Genomic DNA, 22,499 nt, shown 5'->3' with positions numbered 1-22,499 from the left:
GTACTAGGCTTGCCGGAAGCATGTCCGTTACGCCGTCCCCCCGCGAGCTGCGCGCCCAGCTGTCCGAGCTGACCATCCGAGACGAGCATCGGCTACGTCGCCGCCTCGACCGCGCCCGGGACGAGACCACCCGCATCGCGGTGGCAACCGAGATCGCCGCCGCGGCCACCCGGGTCGCCGAACGGCGGACCCGGGTCCCCGACATCACCTATCCGCCGGAACTGCCGGTCAGCGCACAGCGGGACGAGATCGCGGCGGCGATCGCCGCGCACCAGGTGGTGATCGTGGCCGGGGAGACCGGCTCCGGGAAGACCACCCAGCTGCCGAAGATCTGCCTGGAGTTGGGCCGTGGGGTGCGCGGCGTGATCGGGCATACCCAACCGCGCCGGATCGCGGCCCGCACGGTGGCCGAACGGATCGCCGCCGAGCTGCACACCGAACTGGGTGGCGTGGTCGGTTACACCGTGCGATTCACCGATCGCTCCGCCGACCACACGCTGGTCCGGTTGATGACCGACGGCATCCTGCTCGCCGAAATCCAGCGCGATCGACTGCTGCGCCGCTACGACACGATCATCGTCGACGAAGCGCACGAGCGCAGTCTCAACATCGACTTCCTGCTCGGCTATCTGAAGCAGCTGCTGCCGCGGCGGCCGGATCTGAAAGTGGTCGTCACCTCGGCCACCATCGATCCGGAGCTGTTCGCCCGCCACTTCGCCACCGACGGCGGGCCGGCGCCGATCGTCGAAGTCTCCGGACGCACCTATCCGGTGGAGATCCGCTACCGCCCGCTCACCGTCGAACGCGGCGAGGAGCTGATCGACCGCGACCCGGTGGACGCGGTCGGCGAGGCGGTGCGCGAGCTGTTCGCCGCCGGCGACGGCGACGTGTTGGTCTTCCTGTCCGGCGAGCGGGAGATCCGCGACACCGCCGACGCACTGCGCGACCTGCGGTTGCCGCGCACCGAGATCCTGCCGCTCTACGCGCGGTTGTCCGCCGCCGAGCAGCACCGGGTGTTCGAGCGGGGCGATCCGAAGGTAGCGCCGGGACGCCGTGTGGTGCTGGCAACCAACGTCGCCGAAACCTCGCTCACCGTGCCCGGCATCCGGTACGTGATCGATCCGGGTACCGCGCGGATCTCCCGGTACTCGATGCGAACCAAGGTGCAGCGGCTGCCGATCGAACCGATCTCGCAGGCATCGGCGCGGCAGCGGGCCGGGCGCTGCGGCCGGGTCGCCGACGGCATCTGCATCCGGCTCTACAGCGAGAACGATTACGCCGCCCGCCCGGCCTTCACCGAGCCCGAGATCCATCGCACCAATCTGGCCGCGGTGGTCCTCCGCATGGCGGCGCTGGAGCTCGGTCGGGCGAGCGAAGCGACGGGGCAAGACGGTCGGGCGAGCGAAGCGACGGGGCAGGTAACTGCAATCTCGGAGTTTCCGTTCGTCGAACCGCCGGACGTCCGCAATATCCGCGACGGCGTCGCACTGCTGACCGAGCTGGGGGCGATCCGGGCGGGCAGCCTCACCGCGGTCGGCCGGCAGATCGCCCGGGTACCGGTGGACCCGCGACTGGCCCGGATGCTGTACGAGGGGCAGCGCACCGGGTGCCTGCGGGAGGTCTCGGTCATCGTGGCCGGGCTGGCGATCCAGGATGTGCGCGAACGGCCGGCCGACCGGCAGCAGGCCGCCGATGCGGCGCATGCCCGGTTCACCGTGCCCGGCTCGGATTTCCTCGCCTACCGCGAGCTCTGGACGTATCTGCGCGAGCAGCGCAACGAGCTGTCGTCGAGCGGATTCCGCCGGATGTGCAAGGCCGAGTTTCTGCACTGGCTCCGGATCCGGGAATGGCAGGATCTGCACGGGCAGCTCGGCACGATCACCCGGGAGCTGGGCTGGACCGAGAACTCCACACCGGCCACCGACGACGACATCCACCGCGCGCTCCTGGCCGGCCTGCTGTCCCACATCGGCGTCCGGGAGGCCGAAACGCGGGAGTTCCTCGGCGCGCGCGGGGCGAAGTTCGCCGTCTTCCCGGGATCGACGCTGGCACGTAAGCCGCCGCGCTGGGTGATGGCGGCCGAATTGGTGGAGACCTCCCGGCTGTGGGCACGCACGACCGCCCGGATCGAACCGGAGTGGGCCGAGGCACTCGCCGGCGACCTGGTGAAGCGCAGCTACTCCGAACCACACTGGTCGGCCCGGCGCGCGGCCGCCGCAGCCTACGAGCGGGTCACCCTGTTCGGCGTCCCGCTGGTCGCACGCCGCGCGGTGGACTACGCGCCGATCGACCCCGCCGCCGCCCGCGAGCTGTTCCTCCGGCACGCCCTGGTGCACGGTGAGTGGTCGGCCGAGCACGCGTTTCTGCGCCGTAACCGGGACCTGATCGACGACCTGGAAGAGTTGGAGAACCGCGCCCGGCGCCGCGATCTGCTGGTCGACGACGAGCGGCTGTTCGAGTTCTACGACGCCCGGGTGCCCGCGGATGTCGTGTCGGGCCGGCACTTCGATCGGTGGTGGAAAACCACCCGGCAGGCCCGACCGACGCTCCTCGACTTCACCGGCGACACCGTTCGCAACCCGGAGGCCGCGGCTGCCACCGACGGTGACTATCCCGATGCATGGCGGCAAGGCGAACTGACGTTCCCCCTGACCTATCGATTCGACCCCGGGACACCCGACGACGGGGTCACCGTCCGGATCCCGGTCGCCCAGCTGGGCCACGTGCGGCCGGTCGGTTTCGACTGGCTGGTGCCGGGGATGCGGGTGGACCTGGCCACCGCGCTGGTCCGAACCCTGCCGAAGACCTTGCGCCGTCGGGCTGTTCCCGCGCCCGACGTCGCCCGCGCCGCCCTCGCGGCGGTCACCCCGCGTCGGGAACCGATCCGGACGGCGCTGGCCCGCGAGCTGTCCCGGCTGACCGGCGCACCGATCGCGGCGGGCGATCTCGACCCCGACGCGTTGCCCGACCATCTCCGGATGACGTTCGTCGCGGTGCGCCCGGACGGCACGATCGCCGGATCCGACAAGGACCTCACGACGCTCACTCGGCGGCTCGGCAGCCAGGTGAACGCCGCCGTCACCGCGACGACCGCGGCTGCCGAACGTGCGCCGACCCGAGAATGGACCGACCGCTCGTTGGGCACGCTGCCGGCGACGGTGCGTCGCGATCTGGCCGGACAGTCGGTCACCGGATATCCCGCCCTGGTCGCCGAGCCCGACGGGGTGGCGGTGCGTGTGCTCACCACGGCCGCCGAGCAGGCCGCCGCGATGCTGGTCGGCACCCGCACGTTGGTGCTCGCCGCGGTGCCGACGCCGGTTCGGTCGGTCACCGCCACGTTGACCCCGGCCGAGCGACTCACCTTGGCGCACAACCCGGACGGCGACCTGGATGCGCTGATCGAGGACTGCCGACGCTGCGCTGCCGACGAGCTGATCGTCGCGGCGGGCGGCCCGGTCCGCGAGCCCGATCGGTTCGCCGACCTGCTGGCCACGGTCCGCCCCGCATTGGCCGGCCGGGTCGCGGCACTGATCCGCGCAACGGTACCGACGTTGATCGAATGGCGCGCAGCCCGACGGGCGGCGGAATCGGCACCGGCCGAGGTCGCCGACGACGTGATCCAGCAACTGGAAAATCTGATGTTCGCCGGATTCGTCACCGAGCTGGGTGCCGCCCGGCTGACGCAGCTGCCGCGATACCTTCGCGCGATAGTCGTCCGGTTGGCCGCGCTGCCCGGCAGCACCGAACGGGACCGGCAGGCGATGGCCACCCTCGACCGGGTCTACCTCCACTACGATCGGCTCCTCGCGCGAATCGGCGAATCCCGCCGTGGCGCAATCGATGTGGTGGATATCTCGTGGATGATCGAAGAATTACGCGTCAGCCTTTTCGCCCAGCAGTTGGGCACCGCCCACCCGGTGTCCGAACAGCGAATCATCAAGGCGATCGGCGCAATCCGATGACGCGGATCAGTCGCCTGCGGCTGCCCGATGGGCCCGGAGATCCTCGATCGCGCGCTCGAAGTCGTCCGCCGAGCTGAACGAGCGGTAGACCGAGGCGAACCGCAGGTAGGCGACCTCGTCCAGTTCGCGCAACGGCCCCAGGATCGCCAGCCCCACTTCATGACTCGGCACCTCCGCCGAACCGGACGCGCGTACCGACTCCTCGACCCGTTGTGCCAACAGGTTCAGCGCGTCGTCGTCGACCTCCCGACCCTGACACGCGCGGCGCACCCCACGAATCACCTTCTCCCGGCTGAACGGTTCGGTGACCCCACTGCGCTTGACAACGGCCAACACCGCCGTTTCCACGGTGGTGAATCGCCGGCCGCAATTCGGACAGGATCGCCGACGCCGGATCGCTGCGCCTTCCTCGGCCTCGCGCGAGTCCACCACCCGCGAGTCCGGATGCCGACAGAACGGGCAATACATGTCGAGTCCTTCGCCATGACCTAAACGCACATCGTGGCCGGTGCGGCCAGCCACCGAGGATACCTGTCGATCCGGCCCACTCCGGCGGACGCGACACGCCAGGTCCGAGGAAGCGGTATCGGGCATCGTCAGCGGCTCCCGACGGACGGCACGACCAACGTCTGCCCGGCTTGCACCGATACGCCGGACAAGTCGTTCAGATCCATGATCCGGCGGACCGCGTCGCTCACCGCGAGACCCGGCGCCACCCGCACCGCCACGTCGGACAGCGACTCACCGGCCTGCACTCGGGCCACCGACGTCGGCACCACCGCCGGCGCCGCCGGGGTGGCGCGGAACTGGGCCAGCCCGAACAGACCGCTGACCACCACCGCCGCGAGCAGCGCCGCGGCAGCCGTGGCCGCTGCGCCCGGGGCGCCGCGCTGCGATCGCTCCGACACCGGATGCGCGGCCGTCGAACGCCCGGCGGTGACGTCGCGGTAACCCGGCGGAGCGCCCACCGGACGGCGGCGGACCTCGACGCCACGATCGACGCGGCGGCGCAGCGGGGTCGAAACGGACCGGACTGCCGGATACTCACTCAGCGCGCTGGTCATCGGGACCTCCGAACCTCGACAGAACTTTCGATCATGCGTTCGATGAACGCCTGTTCGATTTGTATCACGGGGCACCGACACAATCACCGCGCTCGCCGATTTTCTCGAACAAATGTTTGAAACCGAGCGGCCGGACGGTTAGATTCGATTTCGAACACACGACCGGACTCGGCCATGCGTCCGCCCGTGCCGACCCGCAACACCCGAGTCGACCGCAGCACCCGAGTCGCCGAACACCGACAAGCAAACGAGGAGCAGTGCCGATGGGAAACAGCGAGCCGGTGGGGAACACAGGGCCGATGAGGAACGGGGAACACCGATGAACGAGGACGGAGTCGATCCGAACCGCGCCGGTCACGACCGGGGCAAGGAAAGCCCGACCGGGCTGACGCCGCGGCAACGTGAGGTGCTCGAGGTGATCCGAGCGTCGGTTGCCGAGCGGGGTTATCCGCCGAGCATCCGGGAGATCGGTGATGCGGTCGGGCTGACCTCCACGTCCTCGGTGGCGCACCAGCTACGCACCCTCGAGCGCAAGGGATACCTGCGTCGCGACCCGAACCGACCGCGCGCGGTCGACGTGCGGGTGATCGACGAACCGGCAGGCGCGACGGTGGACGCCGCCGGAGTCGGCACAGCGGATGCCGGCGACCCGACCGGTGACCCGCTGCCTGCGCCCGCGTTCGTGCCGGTGCTGGGTCGCATCGCGGCCGGCGGACCGATACTTGCCGAGCAAGCGGTGGAGGACGTGTTCCCGCTGCCCCGGGAGTTGGTCGGCGAGGGGTCGCTGTTCCTGCTGAAAGTGGTCGGCGAGTCGATGGTGGACGCGGCGATCTGCGACGGCGACTGGGTCGTGGTGCGCCAACAGCACGTCGCCGAGAACGGCGACATCGTGGCGGCGATGATCGACGGCGAAGCCACGGTCAAGACGTTCAAACGTGCCGACCGACAGATCTGGCTGCTACCGCACAATCCGCTGTTCGAGCCGATCGACGGTAACGATGCGGTGATTCTGGGCAAGGTGGTGACCGTCATGCGCAAGCTCTGACGGTCACCACCCACCCGGGCGGGCACGGCCCGGGGTCAACCCAAATTCATTCCGCGACCGATGATCTCCTTCATGATCTCGGTCGTTCCGCCGAAGATCGTGGTGATCCGAGAATCCAAGTACGCCTTGGCGATCGGATATTCACGCATGTAGCCGTAGCCGCCGTAGAGCTGCAGACAGCGATTGACCAACTCGACCTGCTCCTCCGTGCTCCACCACTTGGCCATCGCGGCCTCCTGCACGGTGAGCTTGTCCTGGTTGAGCAGCTCGATGCAGCGGTCGACGAACACCCGGACGACCGTCGTCTTGGTCGCCAACTCGGCCAACACGAACCGAGTGTTCTGCAGGGCGCCGATCGGACGGCCGAAGGCCTTGCGATCGCGCACGTACTGCGTGGTCTCCGCCAGGCAACGCTCCATCGCAGCGGCCGCACCGACGGCGATGGACAGCCGCTCGCGGGGCAGGTTCTGCATCAGGTGGATGAACCCCAGACCCTCTTTGCCGAGCAGGTTCTCCGCGGGCACCCGGACGTCGGTGAAGCTCAGTTCGGCGGTGTCCTGCGCGGCCAGACCGATCTTGTCCAGGTGACGACCGCGCTCGAAACCGGGCATACCACGCTCGACGACGAACAAGCTGAAACCTTGCGCGCCGGCGTCCGGATCGGTTTGCGTTACCACGATCACCAGGTCGGACAAGATGCCGTTCGTGATGAACGTCTTGGACCCGTTGATCACCCAATCGCTGCCGTCGCGCACCGCCCGGGTCTTGATGCCCTGCAGGTCGCTACCGGTGCCCGGCTCGGTCATCGCGATCGCGGTGATGATTTCGCCGGAACAGAATCCGGGCAGCCAGCGCTGCTTCTGCTCGTCGCTGGTCAACTCGAGCAGATAGGGCGCGATCACGTCGTTCTGCAGCGTGAAGCCGAGTCCGCTGTACCCGCCGGCGGTCGACTCCTCGGTGACCACCGCGTTGTAGCGGAAGTCGTCGACTCCACCGCCGCCGAACTCCTCGGGTACGTCGGTACCGAGGAACCCCTGCTTGCCGGCCTCCAGCCAGACCCCGCGGTCCACGATGTGGTCTGCCTCCCACTTCGGATGGAACGGCGCCACGTACTGGTCCAGGAACTTTCGGTAGGACTCCCGGAACATGTCGTGTTCGGGTTCGAAGATCGTACGTTCCACACCGGCCTCCTCGGGGCATCGTCGCCGCCGCTCGTCGCGCACCGAGAGCGCGAATTTCGGTTAACTTAGCGTACTCTCCCCGGGGCCGCGTGCGATCGTCGAACTCCGCTCCCGCGACCGCCGCCGGCGGCGGTGCAGCAGGAGGCCGACCGCCACCACCCCGATCGCCGCGAGACCCACGAGCAATCCGGACCGATCCCGGCCGGGTGTGCTCGCCCCGGATGCGGCAGCGCCGGTTGCCGGCGGCGCGGGCACCGGGTCCGGTGCAACCAATTGGGCGGCGCCGGGTAGGACCAGCAACGGCGGCAAGGGCCGGCCGGTGCCACCGGTCTCGGACCCGAATATCAGGTCGCCGTTCGGCGCGAAGGCCGCCGACTCACCCTGCGGCTGGGCCGGCAGCGCAATCGCCACCGGCACATGCCCGGTGACCGCTGCGGCGACATCGCCGTCCGACACCGGGAACAGGTAGACCTCGCCGTAGGTACGCACGGCCGCGGCCCGACCATCCACACTGACCGCTGCCCCGGTCACCATCGAACCGGTCCGCGGCGCCCCGGTCGCGCTCACCGCGTCCAGCCGGGCGGTACCGACGTAACGCAGCGGGGTGGGCCCGGGCGAGGCGAGACGATCGACCGGGATGTCGTCGACCGGGACGTAGACCTGCGCCGGGCCCAGCAGATCCTTGGTGATCAGCACCGGCACTCCGGTCCGGCCGATCAACAGCGCCTCGGTGTCGTGCGGACCGTCGGGAAAGGTCAGTCGATGCAGTTCGCCGGCGCCGGTATCCGGTTCCCATCGGACCAGCGCGACCGTCGAACGCACCCGGCGGTTGTCACCGGTATCGGACAGCCACAGGGCGCCGCCGTAGGTGGCCAGGTCCTCGACATCGAACGGGTCCACCGGATTGGCCGCCCACTCGGCAACCGGACACCTACCGTCCGGCGCGATCGCGGCAAGCCGGGCAATCCGCTCGTCGGTGCCGCTGTCGCCCATCGCCCACAACTCGCCGTTCAGCTCGGTCATCCCGGACAGCTCGTCCAGGCCGGGATCGGTGGGCTGACAATAGGTTGTGACGGCCGCAGGCTCGGCGCGCGCAAGGCCCGGCGGCGCCAGCAGCGCCGACCCGAACCCGGCCGACGCGAGTACCCACAGCACGACGGCGAGTGGCGGCATCGCCGTCACCCACCGGTCCCGGTCAGCGGTCGGCATAGGCTCCCAGCTCGGCGGCCAGTGCGCGCGGTACGCGCGCCCGCACCCGGGTGCCGTCCGGCTCGTGGGCAGTGGTGACGATCCGCCCGGCGGTATGCATCCGGGCGATCAGGTCGCCGCGGGTGTACGGCACCAGCACGTCCACCTCGATGTCGTGCTCGGCCGACAATCGATCCAGCCGACTGCGCAGCCGATCGATCCCGTCTCCGGTTCGCGCCGAAACGAACTCCGCGTCCGGCACCAGCCGACGCAACTGGGCCAAGCCCAGCGAGCTCGCAGCATCGATCTTGTTCACCACCAGCAGCTCCGGCGGCGCCGCGACGCCGGTGTCGCGAACCACCTGCGATATCACCTCCCGAACCGCGGCGATCTGCGCGTCCGGAGCCGCGTCGGAACCGTCCACGACGTGCAGGAGCAGGTCGGCGTCGGCGACCTCCTCGAGCGTCGAGCGGAAGGCTTCGACCAGCTGGGTGGGCAGATGCCGAACGAATCCCACGGTATCGGTGAGCACGATCGTGCGGCCGTCGTCCAGCTCGGCGCGGCGGGTGGTCGGGTCGAGCGTGACGAACAGCGCGTCCTCGACCAGGACGCCGGCTCCGGTCAGCGCGTTGAGCAGACTGGACTTACCGGCGTTGGTGTAGCCGACGATCGCCACCGCCGGCACGCCGGAGGTCAGCCGGCGAGTGCGTTTCGTGTCCCGAGCAACCTTCATCTCCTTGATCTCACGCCGCAGCTTCGCCATCCGCTCCCGGATCCGCCGCCGATCGGTTTCGATCTTCGTTTCACCGGGCCCGCGCAACCCGACGCCGCCCCCCGTGCCGCCGGCCCGACCGCCGGCCTGCCGGGACATCGATTCGCCCCAGCCGCGCAGCCGCGGCAGCATGTACTCCATCTGGGCCAACGAGACCTGCGCCTTACCTTCGCGCGAGGTGGCGTGCTGGGCGAAGATGTCCAGGATCAACGCGGTCCGATCGACCACCTTGACCGCCACCACCTTCTCCAGCGCCGTCAGCTGGGCCGGGGTCAGCTCACCGTCGGCGATCACCGTGTCCGCGCCGGTGGCCAGGACCGCCTCGCGTAACTCGGCCGCCTTACCCGAACCGATGTAGGTGGCCGGGTCCGGCCGATCCCGGCGCTGGATCAACCCCGCCAACACCTCCGATCCGGCGGTCTCCGCGAGCGCGGCCAGCTCGGCGAGACTCGCTTCGGCCTGCGCCGCACTGCCCTGGGTCCACACCCCGACCAGCACCACCCGTTCCAGCCGCAACTGCCGATACTCGACCTCGGTGACATCGCCGAGTTCGGTGGACAGTCCCGCCACCCGACGCAGCGCGTCCCGCTCGTCGAGCTGCAATTCACCTGTCGAAGGCACGTATCGTTCACTGTTCGTCGTCATACCGGCTCCATGGTGGCAGAGTCGGACATGTCGGCGCAGCCGAGTTTCTCGCCGGTCGACCCGCTCAGCCGATTCCGGCCCACCACGCCGGATTCAGCCGACCGGCGGCAACCAACTCCGACGGCCCGCGCAGGGTGGCGACGCCGGCGGCGATCGTCACCCGGATCGCGCCGCCGGGCACGTGGACCACCACCTCGCCGTCCGTCGCACCGGTCGCGTGCAGTACCGCCGCCGCAGCGGCGACCGTGCCGGTCCCACAAGACCGGGTCTCCCCCACCCCGCGCTCGTACACCCGCATCCGCACACCATCGGCATCCGGCGCGGTCAGGATCTCCACGTTCACCCCGGACGGAAACCTCGCCGGGTCGTATCGCGGTGGCACGGCAAAATCCAGGCCGGCCAACCCCGCGGCGGTCAGTCCCGGATCGATGCACGCCACGTGCGGATTGCCGACGTCGATGCCGAGCCCGACGAACTCCCGTCCGGCCAGCGTGACGGTCGCCGAGCCCAATTCTCGAACCGGGCCCATGCCGACGGTCACGTCGCCGGACCGGACGTCTGCTGCGTGCACGGTGACCGGTCGAGCACCGGCTCGGCTACCCACCACGAAGTCGCTGTCCGACACCAGTCCGGCCGCCGTGAGGTAGTGCGCGAACACCCGCACCCCGTTACCGCACATCTCGGCAACCGATCCGTCGGCATTGCGATAATCCATGAACCAGTCGGCCGGATCGATCCCGCCGGGTAGCACGTCCAGCACCCCGGCCGCGAGCAAGGCGCCGGCCGTCGCCACTCGCAGCACCCCATCGGCACCGAGGCCGCGCTGTCGGTCGCACAGTGCGGCGACCCGCTGCGGGGTCAGCTCCAACCGGGCCTGCGGGTCCGGCAACACCACGAAATCGTTCTGTGTGCCATGGCCCTTCAGGAACTCCGGACCGGTCACCGCGGTCCTCTCGCCTGGCGAGCGGCGATCTCGTAGAGCGCGACCGCCGCCGCCGACGGGGCACCCAGCGACGAGGCGGCCCCGCCGACCGGGATGTGCACCGTGGCGTCACACACCTGGCGCCAGGCGGCACTCATTCCGCGACTTTCGTTGCCGATCACCAGGATCGTGCCGCCGGCGAACGGATGGTCGTAGAGCGCCGATTGACCGTCTTCGTCGGTGCCGACGATGCTCATCGGTATGCCCAGAGCGGCGTGCCGGTCCCGAAACGCCACCACGTGCGTCGGGTCGGGCACCCGGAACACCGGCATCGCGAACAACGATCCGGTGGACGCCCGCACACAGCGCGGATCGTATTGATCGGCGCCGTGCCCGGTGACCACCACCGCGGCCGCACCGAACGCGTCGGCCGAGCGGATCAGCGTGCCGAGATTGCCCGGCGAGCCGGGCCGGTCCACGACCACGACCACGGGCGACCCGCGCCGCACGGTGAACTCGGCCAACTCCGACTTCCGGGAGCACGCGACGGCGACGAGTTCCGGCACTCCGGAGGATTTCTCCCCCAGTTCGTCCATCAGCTCGGCGAGCAACCCGACCGTCGGCACTCCGGCCGACTCCAGCAACTGCCGCGCCCAACCGGACAACTCCGGCTCACCGAGTCGGTAGATCAACGTCTCCAGCGGCCAGCGGTGCTCGACCGCAAGAGTGATCGGCCGCACCCCTTGCACCAGAAATCGGCCGTCCCGATTCCGTTTGCCGCGATTGGTGAGATAGGCCTGCCACTGTTGCAGCGACGCGTTACGCGTACTGACTCTGCGACTCAAGTGTCCTTCAGCTCCTGCCGTGGCTCGCGCAACTGCACATAACGCACCACGTCCCCGACCAGATCCTGCCGGGTCCCGTCCAGCCAATGGACCCGCGGATCACGACGGAACCAGGATCGTTGCCGCCGCACGTAGCGACGCGTACTGATCATGGTTCGTTCCCGTGCTTCGGCCAGATCGTAGTCTCCATCGAGGTACGAGAGCACGTGTGCGTAGCCAATGGCGCGTCGCGCCGTGATCCCGCCCCGAATTCCCCCGTCGATCAGTCTACGCACCTCGTCGATCAAACCCTGAGCAAACATTGCTGCGGTCCGGGTAACAATTCGGGCATCCAACTCACCCGTGGGCCGGTCGACCGCAACGACGGCCGTGTTCCACCGCGGTTTACCGATCACCGGTGCGGACGCCGCGTACGGTCGCCCGGTCAGCTCCACCACTTCGAGCGCACGCACGATCCGGCGGCCGTCGGTGGGCAGGATGGCGCCGGCGGCCGCCGGATCGGCCGCGGCCAGTGCCCGGTGCAGTGCGGCGACGCCGCGCTCGGCCAGCAACCCGGTCCACTTCGCCCGGACCGCCGGGTCGGTCGCGGGAAACTTCCAGTCGTCCAACAACGCCTGGATGTACATCATCGAACCACCCACCAACACCGGCACCGCACCCCGCGCCCGAATCGCGGCCACGTCGGCGGCGGCCGCCTGCTGATAGGCGGCTACGGTGGCGGTCTCGGTCACGTCGAGGACGTCGAGCCGGTGATGCGGGATACCGCGGCGCTCCGCCACGGGAACCTTGGCCGTACCTATGTCCATCCCGCGGTACTGCTGCATCGCGTCCAGGTTGACGATCTCACCGCCGAGGTGTTCGGCCAAGTTGAGCGCCAGTGCCGACTTTCCGGTGGCGGTCGGCCCGACCACCGCGATCGGGCGGGGACCGTCGGCGGCACCGACGATCATCGCCGCGGCTCCCACCGACCGACGTGGTAGGCGACACCGAACGGGGCGGCGGCGTAGGTGGTCGACCCGACGGCGTCCGGCAGGGCGCCGGCGAGAACCTGGTACGCCGCGCGACCGGTGATCCCGAGCTCGGCACACAACTCCGGGTCGAGCGCGGCCAGCGCAGCCCGGTCGGCCGCGCCCAATGCCGCGGTCACGCCCGCTTGCACGGCTGCGGCGCGCGGGTCGTGATAGCCGGGCGCGCGCGCGGTCAGCGTCGTGGCCCCGTCCGCGACGACCAGGAGGCCGTGCGGCGTCGGCTCCGCGTCCAGCTCGCGGCGCAACGCCGCGCCCAGCTCGGCGCACTGCGCCGGCGCCGCATCGGCGGCGACCACCCACGCGTCGGCGCCGACCGCCGGCGCGACGCGGCCCCGTAACCATGCTCCGACCAGTACCGACACCGGCAGTTGCGGGTCCACCGGGCCGGCGGGGTCCGGGCCGAGGCCGACCACGAGGTCCACGCCGAAACCGGCGAAGGTGCCGCGGGTGGTCGCCGGGTACCGGGCGGTCGCCGGGCCGATCCCGAGTACGGTCCATCGCGTGGTCGCGGCATCGAGGCGGGCGCACTCGGCCGATGCGGCCAGCCGTACCTCCTCGGTTTCCGCCGAGTCGGCACCGTTGAGTTCGGGTACCAGAGCGGGGAGCGACGGAACGAGCGCCGCGGCGATCAGCACCGGTCAACCCTAGTCGCCGAGATCGCGGCGGTTGGCTGGTCAGTACCCGGCGCACCGGTGTTGAATGATCGCAACCACGTCGCGCAAGGGTGACGGTGCGGGACGTCGGGGGGTAGCAGAGGGCAGCCGTGACGCGCGGCGGGGACGAGGAGTAGACGATGACCGAGAGCAACGGAGCGCCCGCGGAGCAGTCGAGCCGGACCCAGGGCGCACCCAGGCCGGGTGAGCAGATATCCGTGGGCGCGGCGACAGCTCACCCGCCGGCCTGTTCGACCGCCGAATCGTGGGGGCGGGTGGACCCGGACGGCACCGTATGGCAACGCACCGCCGTCGGCGAACGCGCCATCGGCTCGTGGCAGGCCGGTGATCCGGCCGAAGCACTCGCACACTACCGGCGGCGATTCGAGGATGTCGCCACCGAGGTGGGCCTGTTGGAGGCGCGGCTGGCCTCCGGCGCCGGCGACGCCCGCCGCACCAAGACCGCCGCACACACCCTGTTGGAATCGCTGGACACGGCCGCTGTCATCGGCGACGTGGAGATGTTGCGCCGCCGGCTCGCGGCGATCGCCGAACATTCCGACGAGGCGGCCGCACAGGCCCGGCAGGAGAAGGACCGGCAACGCCAGGAACAGATCGCCCGCAAGGAAGCACTCGCCGCCGAAGCCGAGCAGATCGCGACCGAGTCGACCCAGTGGAAGACCGCCGGCGACCGGCTCCGCGAGATTCTCGACGAATGGAAGACGATCCGCGGGGTCGACCGGAAGACCGACGACGCACTGTGGAAGCGATACGCCAAGGCACGCGAGGCGTTCAACCGGCGGCGAGGAGCACATTTCGCCGAACTCGATCGCGGTCGTGCCGCGGCGAAGGCGCAGAAAGAGGAGTTGTGCGTCCGCGCCGAAGAGTTGGCCGGCTCCACCGACTGGGGTGCCACCGCCGCTGCCTACCGCGACCTGTTGGTCGAATGGAAAGCGAGCGGCCGGGCGCCGCGTGAGGCCGACGACGCACTGTGGCGGCGGTTCAAGGCGGCCCAGGACATGTTCTTCGCGGCGCGCAACGCGGCCAGCTCCGAGCGGGACGCCGAACTGGAGCAGAACGCGGTGGCCAAGGACGAGCTACTCCGCAACGCCGAACGCAGCATCGACCCGGCCGCCGATCTGGACGGCGCCCGAGCGGCGCTGCGCGAGTTGCTCAACCGGTGGGACACGATCGGCAAGGTGCCACGAGAACGCCTGCAACCGTTGGAGACCCGACTCCGCGCGATCGAACGAAGAGTTCGCGACACCGTCGACTCGCAGTGGCGGCGCAGCGACCCGGAAGCGGTGGCCCGCGCCGCGCAGTTCCGGGAACGCGTGGCCCAGTTCGAGGCACAGGCGGCGAAAGCCCAGGCCGCCGGGCGGGACCGGGACGCGGCGAAAGCTCTGGCCCAGGCCGCGCAGTGGCGGGAATGGGCCATCGCGGCCGAGGGCGCCGTCGGCGACCGCTGACCGCGCCGGCGGTCAGCGCGGCCCGCGCCAGTCCTGCTGCTGCGCCGCGGTCGCCGTCCGGCGCTCGTTTTCCGCGGCCAACTGCAGCGCGGTCTTGCTCCACACCACTCGCAGCCAGTGGAACGTCAGCACGATCAGCACCAGCCAACCCATGATCAGTCCGATCCCCGGCCCGGACTGGCCGGGCAGAGTCTGTCGGCTCCAGACCGCGAGCATGCCGAACACACATCCGACCGCACTGCCGGCCAACGCGATCCAGGCCAGCACCCAGCGCCGGGTGAGCAGCGCCAGCATCGACCCGCATACCCCGAAGCCGAAGGCAAAGGCGAGGAACAGCCGCGACGGCAGCCTGATCGACTCGCCGAGCGCCACCGAGTCGCCGAGCAGCACGTCGTAGCCACGGGCGTCCCCGGTGTGCGGTAGCACGAAACTTGCCAGCAACAGCACTACCAGCACGGCGACGACCACCGCTCGCATGCCGGGATCGATCTCGCCGGCAACGCGCCGCTCGACCGCGTCGATATCGGCCCGGAACTGCTCGCTGGGATCGCGTCGGATCGGATCGTTCATCGTTGCTCCGTCGTTCATCGTGCACATCCGCCGGCCGCCGGAACCGGCTCCGGCGCGCCGATGCCGGGCAAGCCCAGACCGACCCCGATCGGCGGTGTGGTGGGTCGGCGCCCCTGTTCCACCGCGTCGCCGGCCCGGGTGCGCCGATGCGAGCACACCCCACCGTCGGCGATCAGATGGTGCGGCGCCGCTCCGGTGACCGTCGTGGTCACGACGTCGCCCGGCCGAATCCGGTCACCGCCGCGGAAATGCACCAATCGCCCGTCGCGGGCGCGCCCGCTGATCCGCTCGGTTGCCGCGTTCTTGCGTCCTTCGCCGGCGGTCACCAACAACTCCACGTCGGTTCCGACCAGGGCCGCGTTCGCCTCCAGCGAGATCTGCTCCTGCAGCGCGATCAGCCGGTCGTAGCGTTCCTGCACCACCTGCTTCGGCAGCTGATCGGCCAGTTCGGCCGCCGGTGTGCCCGGCCGACGCGAGTACTGGAAGGTGAACGCGGAGGCGAACCGGGCCCGGCGAACCACCTCGAGAGTTTGCGCGAAGTCGTCTTCGGTCTCGCCCGGAAAGCCGACGATGATGTCGGTGGTGATCGCGGCATGCGGCAGCGCGGCCCGGACCCGGTCGAGGATGCTCAGGTATCTGGTCTGGCGATAGGAGCGGCGCATCGCGCGCAACACCCGGTCGGAGCCCGACTGCAACGGCATGTGCAGCTGCGGGCAGACATTGGCGGTGGTGGCCATCGCCTCGATCACGTCGTCGGTGAATTCGGCCGGGTGCGGCGAGGTGAACCGCACCCGCTCCAGTCCCGCGATCTCGCCGCACGCGCGCAAGAGCTTCCCGAATGCAGCCCGGTCGCCGAACGATACGCCGTACGAATTGACGTTCTGGCCGAGCAACGTCACCTCCAGCACGCCCTCGGCAACCAGCGCCTGGACCTCGGCGAGCACGTCGCCGGGCCGGCGGTCCAGTTCTCGGCCGCGCAACGACGGCACGATGCAAAATGTGCAGGTGTTGTTGCAACCGACCGAGATCGACACCCAGCCGGCGTAGGCCGACTCCCGTCGGGCGGGCAAGGTGGAGGGAAACGCCGTCAACGATTCGACGATCTCCACCTGCGCGGTTGCGTTGTGCCGAGCCCGATCCAGCAGCGTCGGCAACGCGCCGAGGTTGTGCGTGCCGAACACCACATCCACCCACGGCGCCTTGCGCCGGACCACGTCGCGATCTTTCTGCGCCAGACAACCGCCCACGGCGATCTGCATTCCCGGCCGAGCCGCCTTCACCGGCGCGAGGTGCGACAGGTTGCCGTACAGCTTGTTGTCCGCGTTCTCCCGGACCGCACAGGTGTTGAACACCACCAGATCTGCGGTCGCCCCGGCCTCGGCACGGTGATATCCCGCCTGCTCGAGCAGACCGGACAGGCGCTCGGAGTCGTGCACGTTCATCTGACAGCCGTAGGTGCGCACCTCGTAGGTACGGGTCGGGACCGGCGAATTCACCCATCCAGACTACGGCCCGGCCCCGCGGGTCCGACGCCGCCGCCGGAAACAAAGAACGGGCATTCCGCCGATTTCCGCCTAAGGTCGAGTCATGACGCAGGCCGCCGAGACCCCGATGATCTCGATGCGGGCCGTGCAGAAGCATTTCGGCCGGCTCCACGTCCTGCGCGACATCGATCTGCAGGTGCCGCGCGGTCAGGTGTTGATCGTGGTCGGACCGTCCGGTTCCGGCAAGTCGACGCTGTGCCGCACGATCAACCGGCTGGAACCGATCGACTCCGGTGCCATCGCGATCGACGGGGTCGATCTCCCGGCGGAAGGCAAGGCGCTCGCCGCGCTCCGCGCGGAGGTCGGCATGGTCTTCCAGTCGTTCAACCTGTTCGCGCACATGACCATCCTGGACAACGTGATGCTGGCGCCGATCAAGGTGCGCGGCCAAGCCAGGTCGACGGCGCGGGCCCGGGCGGTCGAGTTGCTGGACCGGGTCGGCATCGGCAGCCAGGCCGACAAGTACCCGGCGCAGCTGTCCGGCGGCCAACAACAGCGGGTCGCGATCGCCCGCGCGTTGGCGATGAACCCGAAGGTGATGCTGTTCGACGAACCCACCTCGGCGCTGGACCCGGAGATGGTCAACGAGGTACTCGACGTGATGGTCGAACTCGCCCAGGAAGGCATGACGATGGTCGTGGTCACCCACGAGATGGGGTTTGCCCGCCGCGCCGGCGACCGGGTGTTGTTCATGTCCGACGGACAGATCGTCGAAGACGGCGACCCGGAGTCCTTCTTCACCACCCCCCGCACCGCGCGGGCGCGGGACTTCCTCGGCAAGATCCTCAGTCACTGACCGCGCAAGAAGAGTTATGTCGGGAAAATGGAGGGTAGATGAAGTTCAATCAGGCGATCAGGTTCGGGGTCGGCATCGCCGCGTTGTCGATGGCGCTCACTGCCTGCGGTGGTAGCGACTCCGGCGACGGTGGGATAGCCGAGCACATCGCCGACGGCAAGCTGACCATCGGGATCAAGTACGACCAGCCCGGTCTCGGCCTGCGCAATCCGGATGGCACGTTCAGCGGGTTCGACGTCGAGGTGGCCAAGTATGTGGCCGAGAAGCTGGATGTTCCGCCGGAGGGCATCACCTTCAAGGAAGCGCCGTCGGCGCAACGGGAAACCCTGATCGAGAACGGTCAGGTCGACTACATCGTCGCCACCTACTCGATCACCGATGCGCGCAAGGAGAAGGTCGACTTCGCCGGACCGTACTTCGTCGCCGGCCAATCGCTGCTGGTTCGTCAGGACAACACCGACATCACCGGCCCGGAATCGCTGAACGGCGGCAAGAAGCTGTGTTCGGTGAAGGGCTCCACCCCAGCGCAGAAGATCAAGGACAACTACGCCAAGGACGTGCAACTCCAGGAGTTCGACACCTACTCGGCCTGTGTGGACGCCCTGAAGAACGGCGCGATCGACGCGGTGACCACCGACGACATCATCCTGGCCGGCTACGCGGCGCAGTCGCCGGGCCAATTGAAGGTGGTCGGCAAACCGTTCAGCACCGAGAAATACGGGATCGGGCTGAAGAAAGGTGACACCGACGCCCGCAACAAGATCAACGATGCGATCGAGTCGATGATCTCCGATGGCTCGTGGAAGGCAGCGTTCGAGGCCACCGTCGGCCCGTCCGGTTACCCGCTGCCGGAACCGCCGAAGGTCGACCGGTACTGACAGCGCCCAGGTGGTGCCGGGCACGGCGCGCGGCACCACCTGATCCGGGCCGGGAGGGCGATGCGTGGACCTGATCGACGAATACGGAACTCGCCTGCTCGACGCGTTCCTGGTGACGATCGAGCTGACCGCCTATTCGGCGGTGTTCGCGCTGATCGTCGGGACGGTGTTGGCGGCGATGCGGGTCTCGCCGGTGCCGGTGGCCCGCTGGCTCGGCACCGCCTACGTGACCGTCTTCCGGAACACTCCGCTGACCTTGATCATCATCTTCTGCTCGTTCGGGCTCTATCAGGTCATGGGTGTCCGGCTGGCACCGGACGACTCGCCGACATTTCTGGTGGACAACAATTTTCGGCTCGCTGTGGTGGGCCTGGGCGCGTACACCGCCGCGTTCGTCGGCGAGTCGCTCCGTGCCGGGATCAATACGGTGCCGGTCGGGCAGGCCGAGGCCGGCCGCTCGCTCGGCCTGAGCTTCGGCCTGAATCTGCGGTTGATCGTGCTACCGCAGGCATTCCGGGCGGTCATCGCACCGCTGGGCAGCGTGCTCATCGCACTCACCAAGAACTCGACCATCGCGTCGGCGATCGGTGTGTCCGAGGCCGCGTTGCTGATGGCGGACATGATCGAGAACACTGCGGCGGTCCTGCAGGTCGGTGCGATCTTCGCCCTCGGCTTCATGGTCCTCACCCTGCCGACCGGACTGCTGTTCGGCTGGTTGGCCCGCCGCTACGAGGTGGCCCGATGAGGCGGGAACTACCGTGAACACACGAGCGTCGGTCCTCTACGACACCCCCGGACCACGCGGCCGGGCGCGCAATCGCCTCGTCTCCGCGGTCGTCGTCACCGGTCTGCTGGTCACCGGGTATCTGGTCGTTCGGGCGCTGGACGCGAAAGGCCAGCTGACCGCGGACAAATGGCGCCCGTTCACCGAGTCGACCACCTGGACGACCTACCTGCTACCCGGGCTGCGGGGCACACTGACAGCGGCGGCAATCGCGATCGTGGCCGCTCTGGTGATCGGTACCGTCTTCGGGACAGCCCGATTGTCGGAACATCGTTCGGTCCGCGTGGTCGCCGGCTTCCTGGTCGAGGTGTTCCGCGCGATCCCGGTGCTGATCCTGATGATCTTCCTGTTCAGCTTGTTCGCCGAGTATCAGGTATTCCGGTCGGAGTATCTGGCGCTCGCAGCGGTGACGATCGCCTTGACGCTCTACAACGGTTCGGTGATCGCCGAGATCGTCCGCTCCGGCATCCGGTCGCTGCCCCGCGGCCAGACCGAGGCCGCTCGAGCGCTGGGCCTGCGCAAAGGCCAGTACATGCGGCTGATCCTGCTGCCCCAGGCGGTCACCGCGATGCTGCCGGCAATCGTGTCGCAGATGGTGGTCGTGCTGAAGGACTCCGCCCTCGGCTACCAGATCACCTACGTCGAAGTGGTCCGCTCCGGCCAGCAGGTCGGCGCCTACTACGGCAACTACCTGCCGTCGCTGATCGTCGTCGCAGTGATCATGATCGTGCTCAACTACCTGCTCGGCCGGCTGGCGACAACGCTGGAGCAGCGCCTGCGGGCCGGTAAACGGTCCGTTCCGCACTGACGACCCGCTCGTGGCCGGTCCCGGATCCGCACCGATCCGGGACCGGCAACGCTCAGTGGTCGTCGGCCTCGCGCTCCGGGTCGTAGGCCGGCAGTCCCAGTTCCGCCCGCAGCTCGTCGGCGGCCCGCTCGGCGAACATCGAGATCGTCAGGAACGGATTCACGCCGATCGCTCGCGGGATCACCGAGCCGTCGACGACGTAGAGCCCGTCGTAGGTTCCACCGTCCGGGGTGAACACCCGCCCGGCGTGATCGACGACACCGCCGTCGACGTTGTCCGACGTTGCCGCACCGCCCATCGGGTGCGCCGTGAGCAGGTGGTTGCCGAACATCGTGTTGGCCCACCACGGGTTTCTGATGTAGGTGCCGCCGATCGCCTCGACCGCCGGTTTGAGAACCTCGTCGACGTCGCCGTACATTCGCTCCGTCGGCGCGCCGGGCCAGTCGATCCCGACCGAGCCGTCCCGCCGGAGGACGAGTTCGCCGTCCGAATTGTCGTGCACCATGATCAGGAAGCCGAGGGAGTGGTTCATCGCGCCGTCCACGTTGAACGTGATGTCCCGACGCCACCGGTTGATGCGCGCCGGCTTGGTGTCGGGATACTTGGCCGCCGCGAGCCCCATCAAGCCGACGCGGAACACGTCGACCAGCGCGCGGGGCAGCGACAGATCCTCCACGGTGAACCGCTTGCGCAGGTCGGACTGGTCGGCGCCGAACCGCATCGCCACGGTGATGCTCGGCCCACACCTCAACTCCGAGCGTGGTGGTCCGTCCCCGGTCGCCCACGCCTGGGTGTCGGTACGCATATCGGTGTTGTAGGCGATACCGAAATTGTCGCCGTTTCCGCTGAAGTTCTTACCCAGTCGCCGCGACAAGCCCAGGCCGGCGTCACGCGAACGTAGCAGGATGCCGTTGGTACCCAAGCTTCCCGCGCTGAGTACGACCCGCCGGGCAGTGAGCGTGACCGGCGTCGCGGTCCGCCCGCCCGGCCCGGACCGCCGTACCCCGATCAGCCGCCACCGCCCGTCGTCGCCCGGTTCGACCCGCTCGATCTCGACGCAGGTGAACAGCTCCACGCCGTAATGCCGCGCCATCGGCAGATAGTTGGTCATCAGCGTGTTCTTGGAGAAGGAATTGTCGCCGGTGCCGTCGCCGCCGTGCATCGGGCACGCATGTCGCTGCACCCCGTACCGGGTGACCCGGTCCTGCTTTTCGACCGTGATCGACAACGGGACCACCTCGGCGCCGGCGTTTTTCGCGATCGCCTCGAACACGCCGAGCCGGGCCAGATTCTCCCCTTCGGCGAACCGGTTGGCGCCCAACATCCTCGCCGCGCGGTCGAAATAGGTTGTCAGGTCCCCGATTCCGGCCGGTGCGGATTCCACCAGTTCCCGGAACGGCCGCGGCCACGACGCCTGGAAGACCTCGCGATCGGGCACGATCGCGACGTTGAAGTTCATCAACGACGTCCCGCCGAGCCCGCTCGCGCGGATCACGTCGACCGACTTGTTCCGGTCGATCTGGAAGATCCCCAGCGGATTGAGCGGCGAATGTATCTGCGCCAGTACCGATTCCTGCGACTCCGGGAAGGTTCCGGTCGGATGCTCGGCGCCGCGTTCGAGCACCGCGATCCGCAGCCCGGCCCGGCCGGTGGCGTTCGCGACGCCCAGTCGGGCGGCGGTGATCGCGCCGCCGTAGCCCGAACCGACGATCACCACGTCGTAATCGTCGGCCCGGGCATCGGCGGGACTAGCCAGCCGCTGTGCGGTGTCGGTCATCCGCGCGCATCGAGTGCGAACCACAGCACGTTGACCGGATCGGCTTCGCTGCGCTTCCACATCGCCGGTCCGACGAAGAGCCCCGGCGCCACCTCGCGCAGCTCGTCGTGGATCTGCCGGATGAACCACGGGTTGCCCGGCTGTTCGTAGTCGAGCACGATCGTGTCCGCACCGTCGACCACCGACGGCTCGACCCGGGTCTTGAACGCGAACCAGTCCGTCGTGATGCCGAGCTTGATCCGGTTGATGCCGTCGCCGGAGTGCGCATCGGTCGCCGTCATCGACTTGCCGTCCCAGGGAAACACCGGCAGTTTCGCCGCCGCGCGCAACACGCTCGCCAGCGGCGTGTTGTCGACCCCGCGGACCGCCAGCATCCGACCCTTCGGCTTGTTGTCCAACACGCTCAGATCCGGCGGCACCGACCCGGCTGCGTACAGCTTGCCCAATTCGTCGAAACTCATCTCCGACAGATCGTCGAGCGTGGTCACCGTCATCACATACCTCCACCTGTGGCGTGGCTCCGTCGAGAAAACAACGAAATTTACGCTACTCGAAGGTAGCTGTCGCC

At 69.0% G+C, this 22,499-nt stretch carries 20 protein-coding genes; 7 read left to right on the top strand and 13 right to left on the bottom strand.

From position 1 onward, the window contains the following. The first annotated feature begins 20 nt into the window (after positions 1 to 20). The gene (gene hrpA, locus KV203_RS07505; protein WP_066471750.1) at positions 21 to 3,962 is read left to right on the top strand and encodes an ATP-dependent RNA helicase HrpA; all 3,942 of its coding nucleotides are present in this window, start codon (positions 21 to 23) and stop codon (positions 3,960 to 3,962) included. Between the two features lie 6 nt (positions 3,963 to 3,968). Here the strand turns inward: hrpA and nrdR are convergent, their stop codons facing one another. Together nrdR and KV203_RS07495 are read right to left on the bottom strand one after the other, a co-directional pair. Continuing rightward, positions 3,969 to 4,430, bottom strand: a complete 462-nt coding sequence (nrdR, locus tag KV203_RS07500) for a transcriptional regulator NrdR (RefSeq protein WP_066471753.1) — start codon at positions 4,428 to 4,430, stop codon at positions 3,969 to 3,971. Between the two features lie 128 nt (positions 4,431 to 4,558). Continuing rightward, the gene (locus tag KV203_RS07495; protein ID WP_066471755.1) at positions 4,559 to 5,026 is read right to left on the bottom strand and encodes a LysM peptidoglycan-binding domain-containing protein; all 468 of its coding nucleotides are present in this window, start codon (positions 5,024 to 5,026) and stop codon (positions 4,559 to 4,561) included. Between the two features lie 319 nt (positions 5,027 to 5,345). Here KV203_RS07495 and lexA point away from each other — a divergent pair, with 319 nt between their 5' ends. Further along, on the top strand, positions 5,346 to 6,071 hold the full coding sequence (gene lexA, locus KV203_RS07490) for a transcriptional repressor LexA (protein ID WP_066471757.1): 726 nt from the start codon (positions 5,346 to 5,348) through the stop codon (positions 6,069 to 6,071). A 35-nt stretch (positions 6,072 to 6,106) separates the two neighbouring features. On the opposite strand, the gene KV203_RS07485 is transcribed toward lexA, so the two are convergent. The 7 genes from KV203_RS07485 to KV203_RS07455 all read right to left on the bottom strand — a co-directional run bounded on the left by KV203_RS07485 (position 6,107) and on the right by KV203_RS07455 (position 13,287). Further along, on the bottom strand, positions 6,107 to 7,252 hold the full coding sequence (locus tag KV203_RS07485) for an acyl-CoA dehydrogenase family protein (RefSeq protein WP_066471895.1): 1,146 nt from the start codon (positions 7,250 to 7,252) through the stop codon (positions 6,107 to 6,109). Between the two features lie 60 nt (positions 7,253 to 7,312). After that, positions 7,313 to 8,461: a hypothetical protein gene (locus KV203_RS07480; protein ID WP_066471760.1), complete on the bottom strand. Its 1,149-nt coding sequence runs from the start codon at positions 8,459 to 8,461 to the stop codon at positions 7,313 to 7,315. After that, positions 8,448 to 9,857 carry a GTPase HflX gene (gene hflX / locus KV203_RS07475; RefSeq protein WP_066471763.1) on the bottom strand — a complete coding sequence of 470 codons (1,410 nt, stop codon included), beginning with the start codon at positions 9,855 to 9,857 and terminating at the stop codon, positions 8,448 to 8,450. The genes KV203_RS07480 and hflX overlap by 14 nt, the downstream gene beginning before the upstream one ends. Positions 9,858 to 9,921: 64 nt before the next feature. Next, entirely contained in the window at positions 9,922 to 10,800 is an 879-nt protein-coding gene (dapF, locus tag KV203_RS07470) for a diaminopimelate epimerase (RefSeq protein ID WP_066471766.1), read from the bottom strand. Further along, positions 10,797 to 11,624 (bottom strand): TrmH family RNA methyltransferase, encoded by an 828-nt coding sequence (locus tag KV203_RS07465; RefSeq protein ID WP_066471769.1) that lies wholly within the window; start codon positions 11,622 to 11,624, stop codon positions 10,797 to 10,799. The genes dapF and KV203_RS07465 overlap by 4 nt, the downstream gene beginning before the upstream one ends. Further along, entirely contained in the window at positions 11,621 to 12,574 is a 954-nt protein-coding gene (miaA, locus tag KV203_RS07460; RefSeq protein ID WP_066471897.1) for a tRNA (adenosine(37)-N6)-dimethylallyltransferase MiaA, read from the bottom strand. The genes KV203_RS07465 and miaA overlap by 4 nt, the downstream gene beginning before the upstream one ends. Then, the gene (locus KV203_RS07455) at positions 12,571 to 13,287 is read right to left on the bottom strand and encodes a class III extradiol ring-cleavage dioxygenase family protein (protein ID WP_066471772.1); all 717 of its coding nucleotides are present in this window, start codon (positions 13,285 to 13,287) and stop codon (positions 12,571 to 12,573) included. Before KV203_RS07455 ends, miaA begins: the two co-directional genes overlap by 4 nt. Positions 13,288 to 13,445: 158 nt before the next feature. Here KV203_RS07455 and KV203_RS07450 point away from each other — a divergent pair, with 158 nt between their 5' ends. Continuing rightward, a complete protein-coding gene (locus KV203_RS07450) occupies positions 13,446 to 14,774 on the top strand; it encodes a DUF349 domain-containing protein (protein WP_066471774.1) in 1,329 nt (442 codons plus the stop codon). Between the two features lie 12 nt (positions 14,775 to 14,786). On the opposite strand, the gene KV203_RS07445 is transcribed toward KV203_RS07450, so the two are convergent. After that, positions 14,787 to 15,362 (bottom strand): Rv2732c family membrane protein, encoded by a 576-nt coding sequence (locus tag KV203_RS07445; protein WP_373279234.1) that lies wholly within the window; start codon positions 15,360 to 15,362, stop codon positions 14,787 to 14,789. Further along, the gene (miaB, locus tag KV203_RS07440) at positions 15,359 to 16,786 is read right to left on the bottom strand and encodes a tRNA (N6-isopentenyl adenosine(37)-C2)-methylthiotransferase MiaB (protein ID WP_066471902.1); all 1,428 of its coding nucleotides are present in this window, start codon (positions 16,784 to 16,786) and stop codon (positions 15,359 to 15,361) included. The genes KV203_RS07445 and miaB overlap by 4 nt, the downstream gene beginning before the upstream one ends. A gap of 169 nt (positions 16,787 to 16,955) precedes the next feature. Between miaB and KV203_RS07435 the strand changes: the two genes are divergently transcribed. The 4 genes from KV203_RS07435 (at position 16,956) to KV203_RS07420 (ending at position 20,154) form a co-directional block, all read left to right on the top strand. After that, the gene (locus tag KV203_RS07435) at positions 16,956 to 17,684 is read left to right on the top strand and encodes an amino acid ABC transporter ATP-binding protein (protein WP_083530153.1); all 729 of its coding nucleotides are present in this window, start codon (positions 16,956 to 16,958) and stop codon (positions 17,682 to 17,684) included. 38 nt (positions 17,685 to 17,722) lie between these two features. Next, a complete protein-coding gene (locus KV203_RS07430; protein ID WP_066471780.1) occupies positions 17,723 to 18,562 on the top strand; it encodes a glutamate ABC transporter substrate-binding protein in 840 nt (279 codons plus the stop codon). Positions 18,563 to 18,626: 64 nt separating this feature from the next. Then, positions 18,627 to 19,307 (top strand): amino acid ABC transporter permease, encoded by a 681-nt coding sequence (locus tag KV203_RS07425; protein WP_066471783.1) that lies wholly within the window; start codon positions 18,627 to 18,629, stop codon positions 19,305 to 19,307. A 13-nt stretch (positions 19,308 to 19,320) separates the two neighbouring features. Further along, positions 19,321 to 20,154 carry an amino acid ABC transporter permease gene (locus KV203_RS07420; protein ID WP_066471785.1) on the top strand — a complete coding sequence of 278 codons (834 nt, stop codon included), beginning with the start codon at positions 19,321 to 19,323 and terminating at the stop codon, positions 20,152 to 20,154. A 52-nt stretch (positions 20,155 to 20,206) separates the two neighbouring features. Here KV203_RS07420 and KV203_RS07415 read toward each other — a convergent pair whose 3' ends face one another. Beyond that, positions 20,207 to 21,931 (bottom strand): GMC family oxidoreductase N-terminal domain-containing protein, encoded by a 1,725-nt coding sequence (locus KV203_RS07415; protein WP_066471787.1) that lies wholly within the window; start codon positions 21,929 to 21,931, stop codon positions 20,207 to 20,209. Continuing rightward, positions 21,928 to 22,425 (bottom strand): hypothetical protein, encoded by a 498-nt coding sequence (locus KV203_RS07410; RefSeq protein WP_066471789.1) that lies wholly within the window; start codon positions 22,423 to 22,425, stop codon positions 21,928 to 21,930. Before KV203_RS07410 ends, KV203_RS07415 begins: the two co-directional genes overlap by 4 nt. Between the last annotated feature and the right edge of the window lie 74 nt (positions 22,426 to 22,499).

The sequence above is a fragment of the Skermania piniformis genome (assembly GCF_019285775.1).
Lineage (GTDB): Bacteria > Actinomycetota > Actinomycetes > Mycobacteriales > Mycobacteriaceae > Skermania > Skermania pinensis.
The sequence above is the reverse complement of the archived record's forward strand: the minus strand, read 5'-3'. Positions and strand labels throughout refer to the sequence as shown.

Coding starts and splice junctions, on each gene's coding strand:
- KV203_RS07445 (WP_373279234.1), bottom strand. CDS start 15,362: ATGAACGACGGAGCAACGATGAACGATCCGATCCGACGCGATCCCAGC.
- miaA (WP_066471897.1), bottom strand. CDS start 12,574: ATGATCGTCGGTGCCGCCGACGGTCCCCGCCCGATCGCGGTGGTCGGG.
- KV203_RS07495 (WP_066471755.1), bottom strand. CDS start 5,026: ATGACCAGCGCGCTGAGTGAGTATCCGGCAGTCCGGTCCGTTTCGACC.
- KV203_RS07450 (WP_066471774.1), top strand. CDS start 13,446: ATGACCGAGAGCAACGGAGCGCCCGCGGAGCAGTCGAGCCGGACCCAG.
- hrpA (WP_066471750.1), top strand. CDS start 21: ATGTCCGTTACGCCGTCCCCCCGCGAGCTGCGCGCCCAGCTGTCCGAG.
- nrdR (WP_066471753.1), bottom strand. CDS start 4,430: ATGTATTGCCCGTTCTGTCGGCATCCGGACTCGCGGGTGGTGGACTCG.
- hflX (WP_066471763.1), bottom strand. CDS start 9,857: ATGACGACGAACAGTGAACGATACGTGCCTTCGACAGGTGAATTGCAG.
- KV203_RS07410 (WP_066471789.1), bottom strand. CDS start 22,425: ATGACGGTGACCACGCTCGACGATCTGTCGGAGATGAGTTTCGACGAA.
- KV203_RS07430 (WP_066471780.1), top strand. CDS start 17,723: ATGAAGTTCAATCAGGCGATCAGGTTCGGGGTCGGCATCGCCGCGTTG.
- KV203_RS07480 (WP_066471760.1), bottom strand. CDS start 8,461: ATGCCGACCGCTGACCGGGACCGGTGGGTGACGGCGATGCCGCCACTC.
- KV203_RS07415 (WP_066471787.1), bottom strand. CDS start 21,931: ATGACCGACACCGCACAGCGGCTGGCTAGTCCCGCCGATGCCCGGGCC.
- miaB (WP_066471902.1), bottom strand. CDS start 16,786: ATGAACGTGCACGACTCCGAGCGCCTGTCCGGTCTGCTCGAGCAGGCG.
- lexA (WP_066471757.1), top strand. CDS start 5,346: ATGAACGAGGACGGAGTCGATCCGAACCGCGCCGGTCACGACCGGGGC.
- KV203_RS07435 (WP_083530153.1), top strand. CDS start 16,956: ATGATCTCGATGCGGGCCGTGCAGAAGCATTTCGGCCGGCTCCACGTC.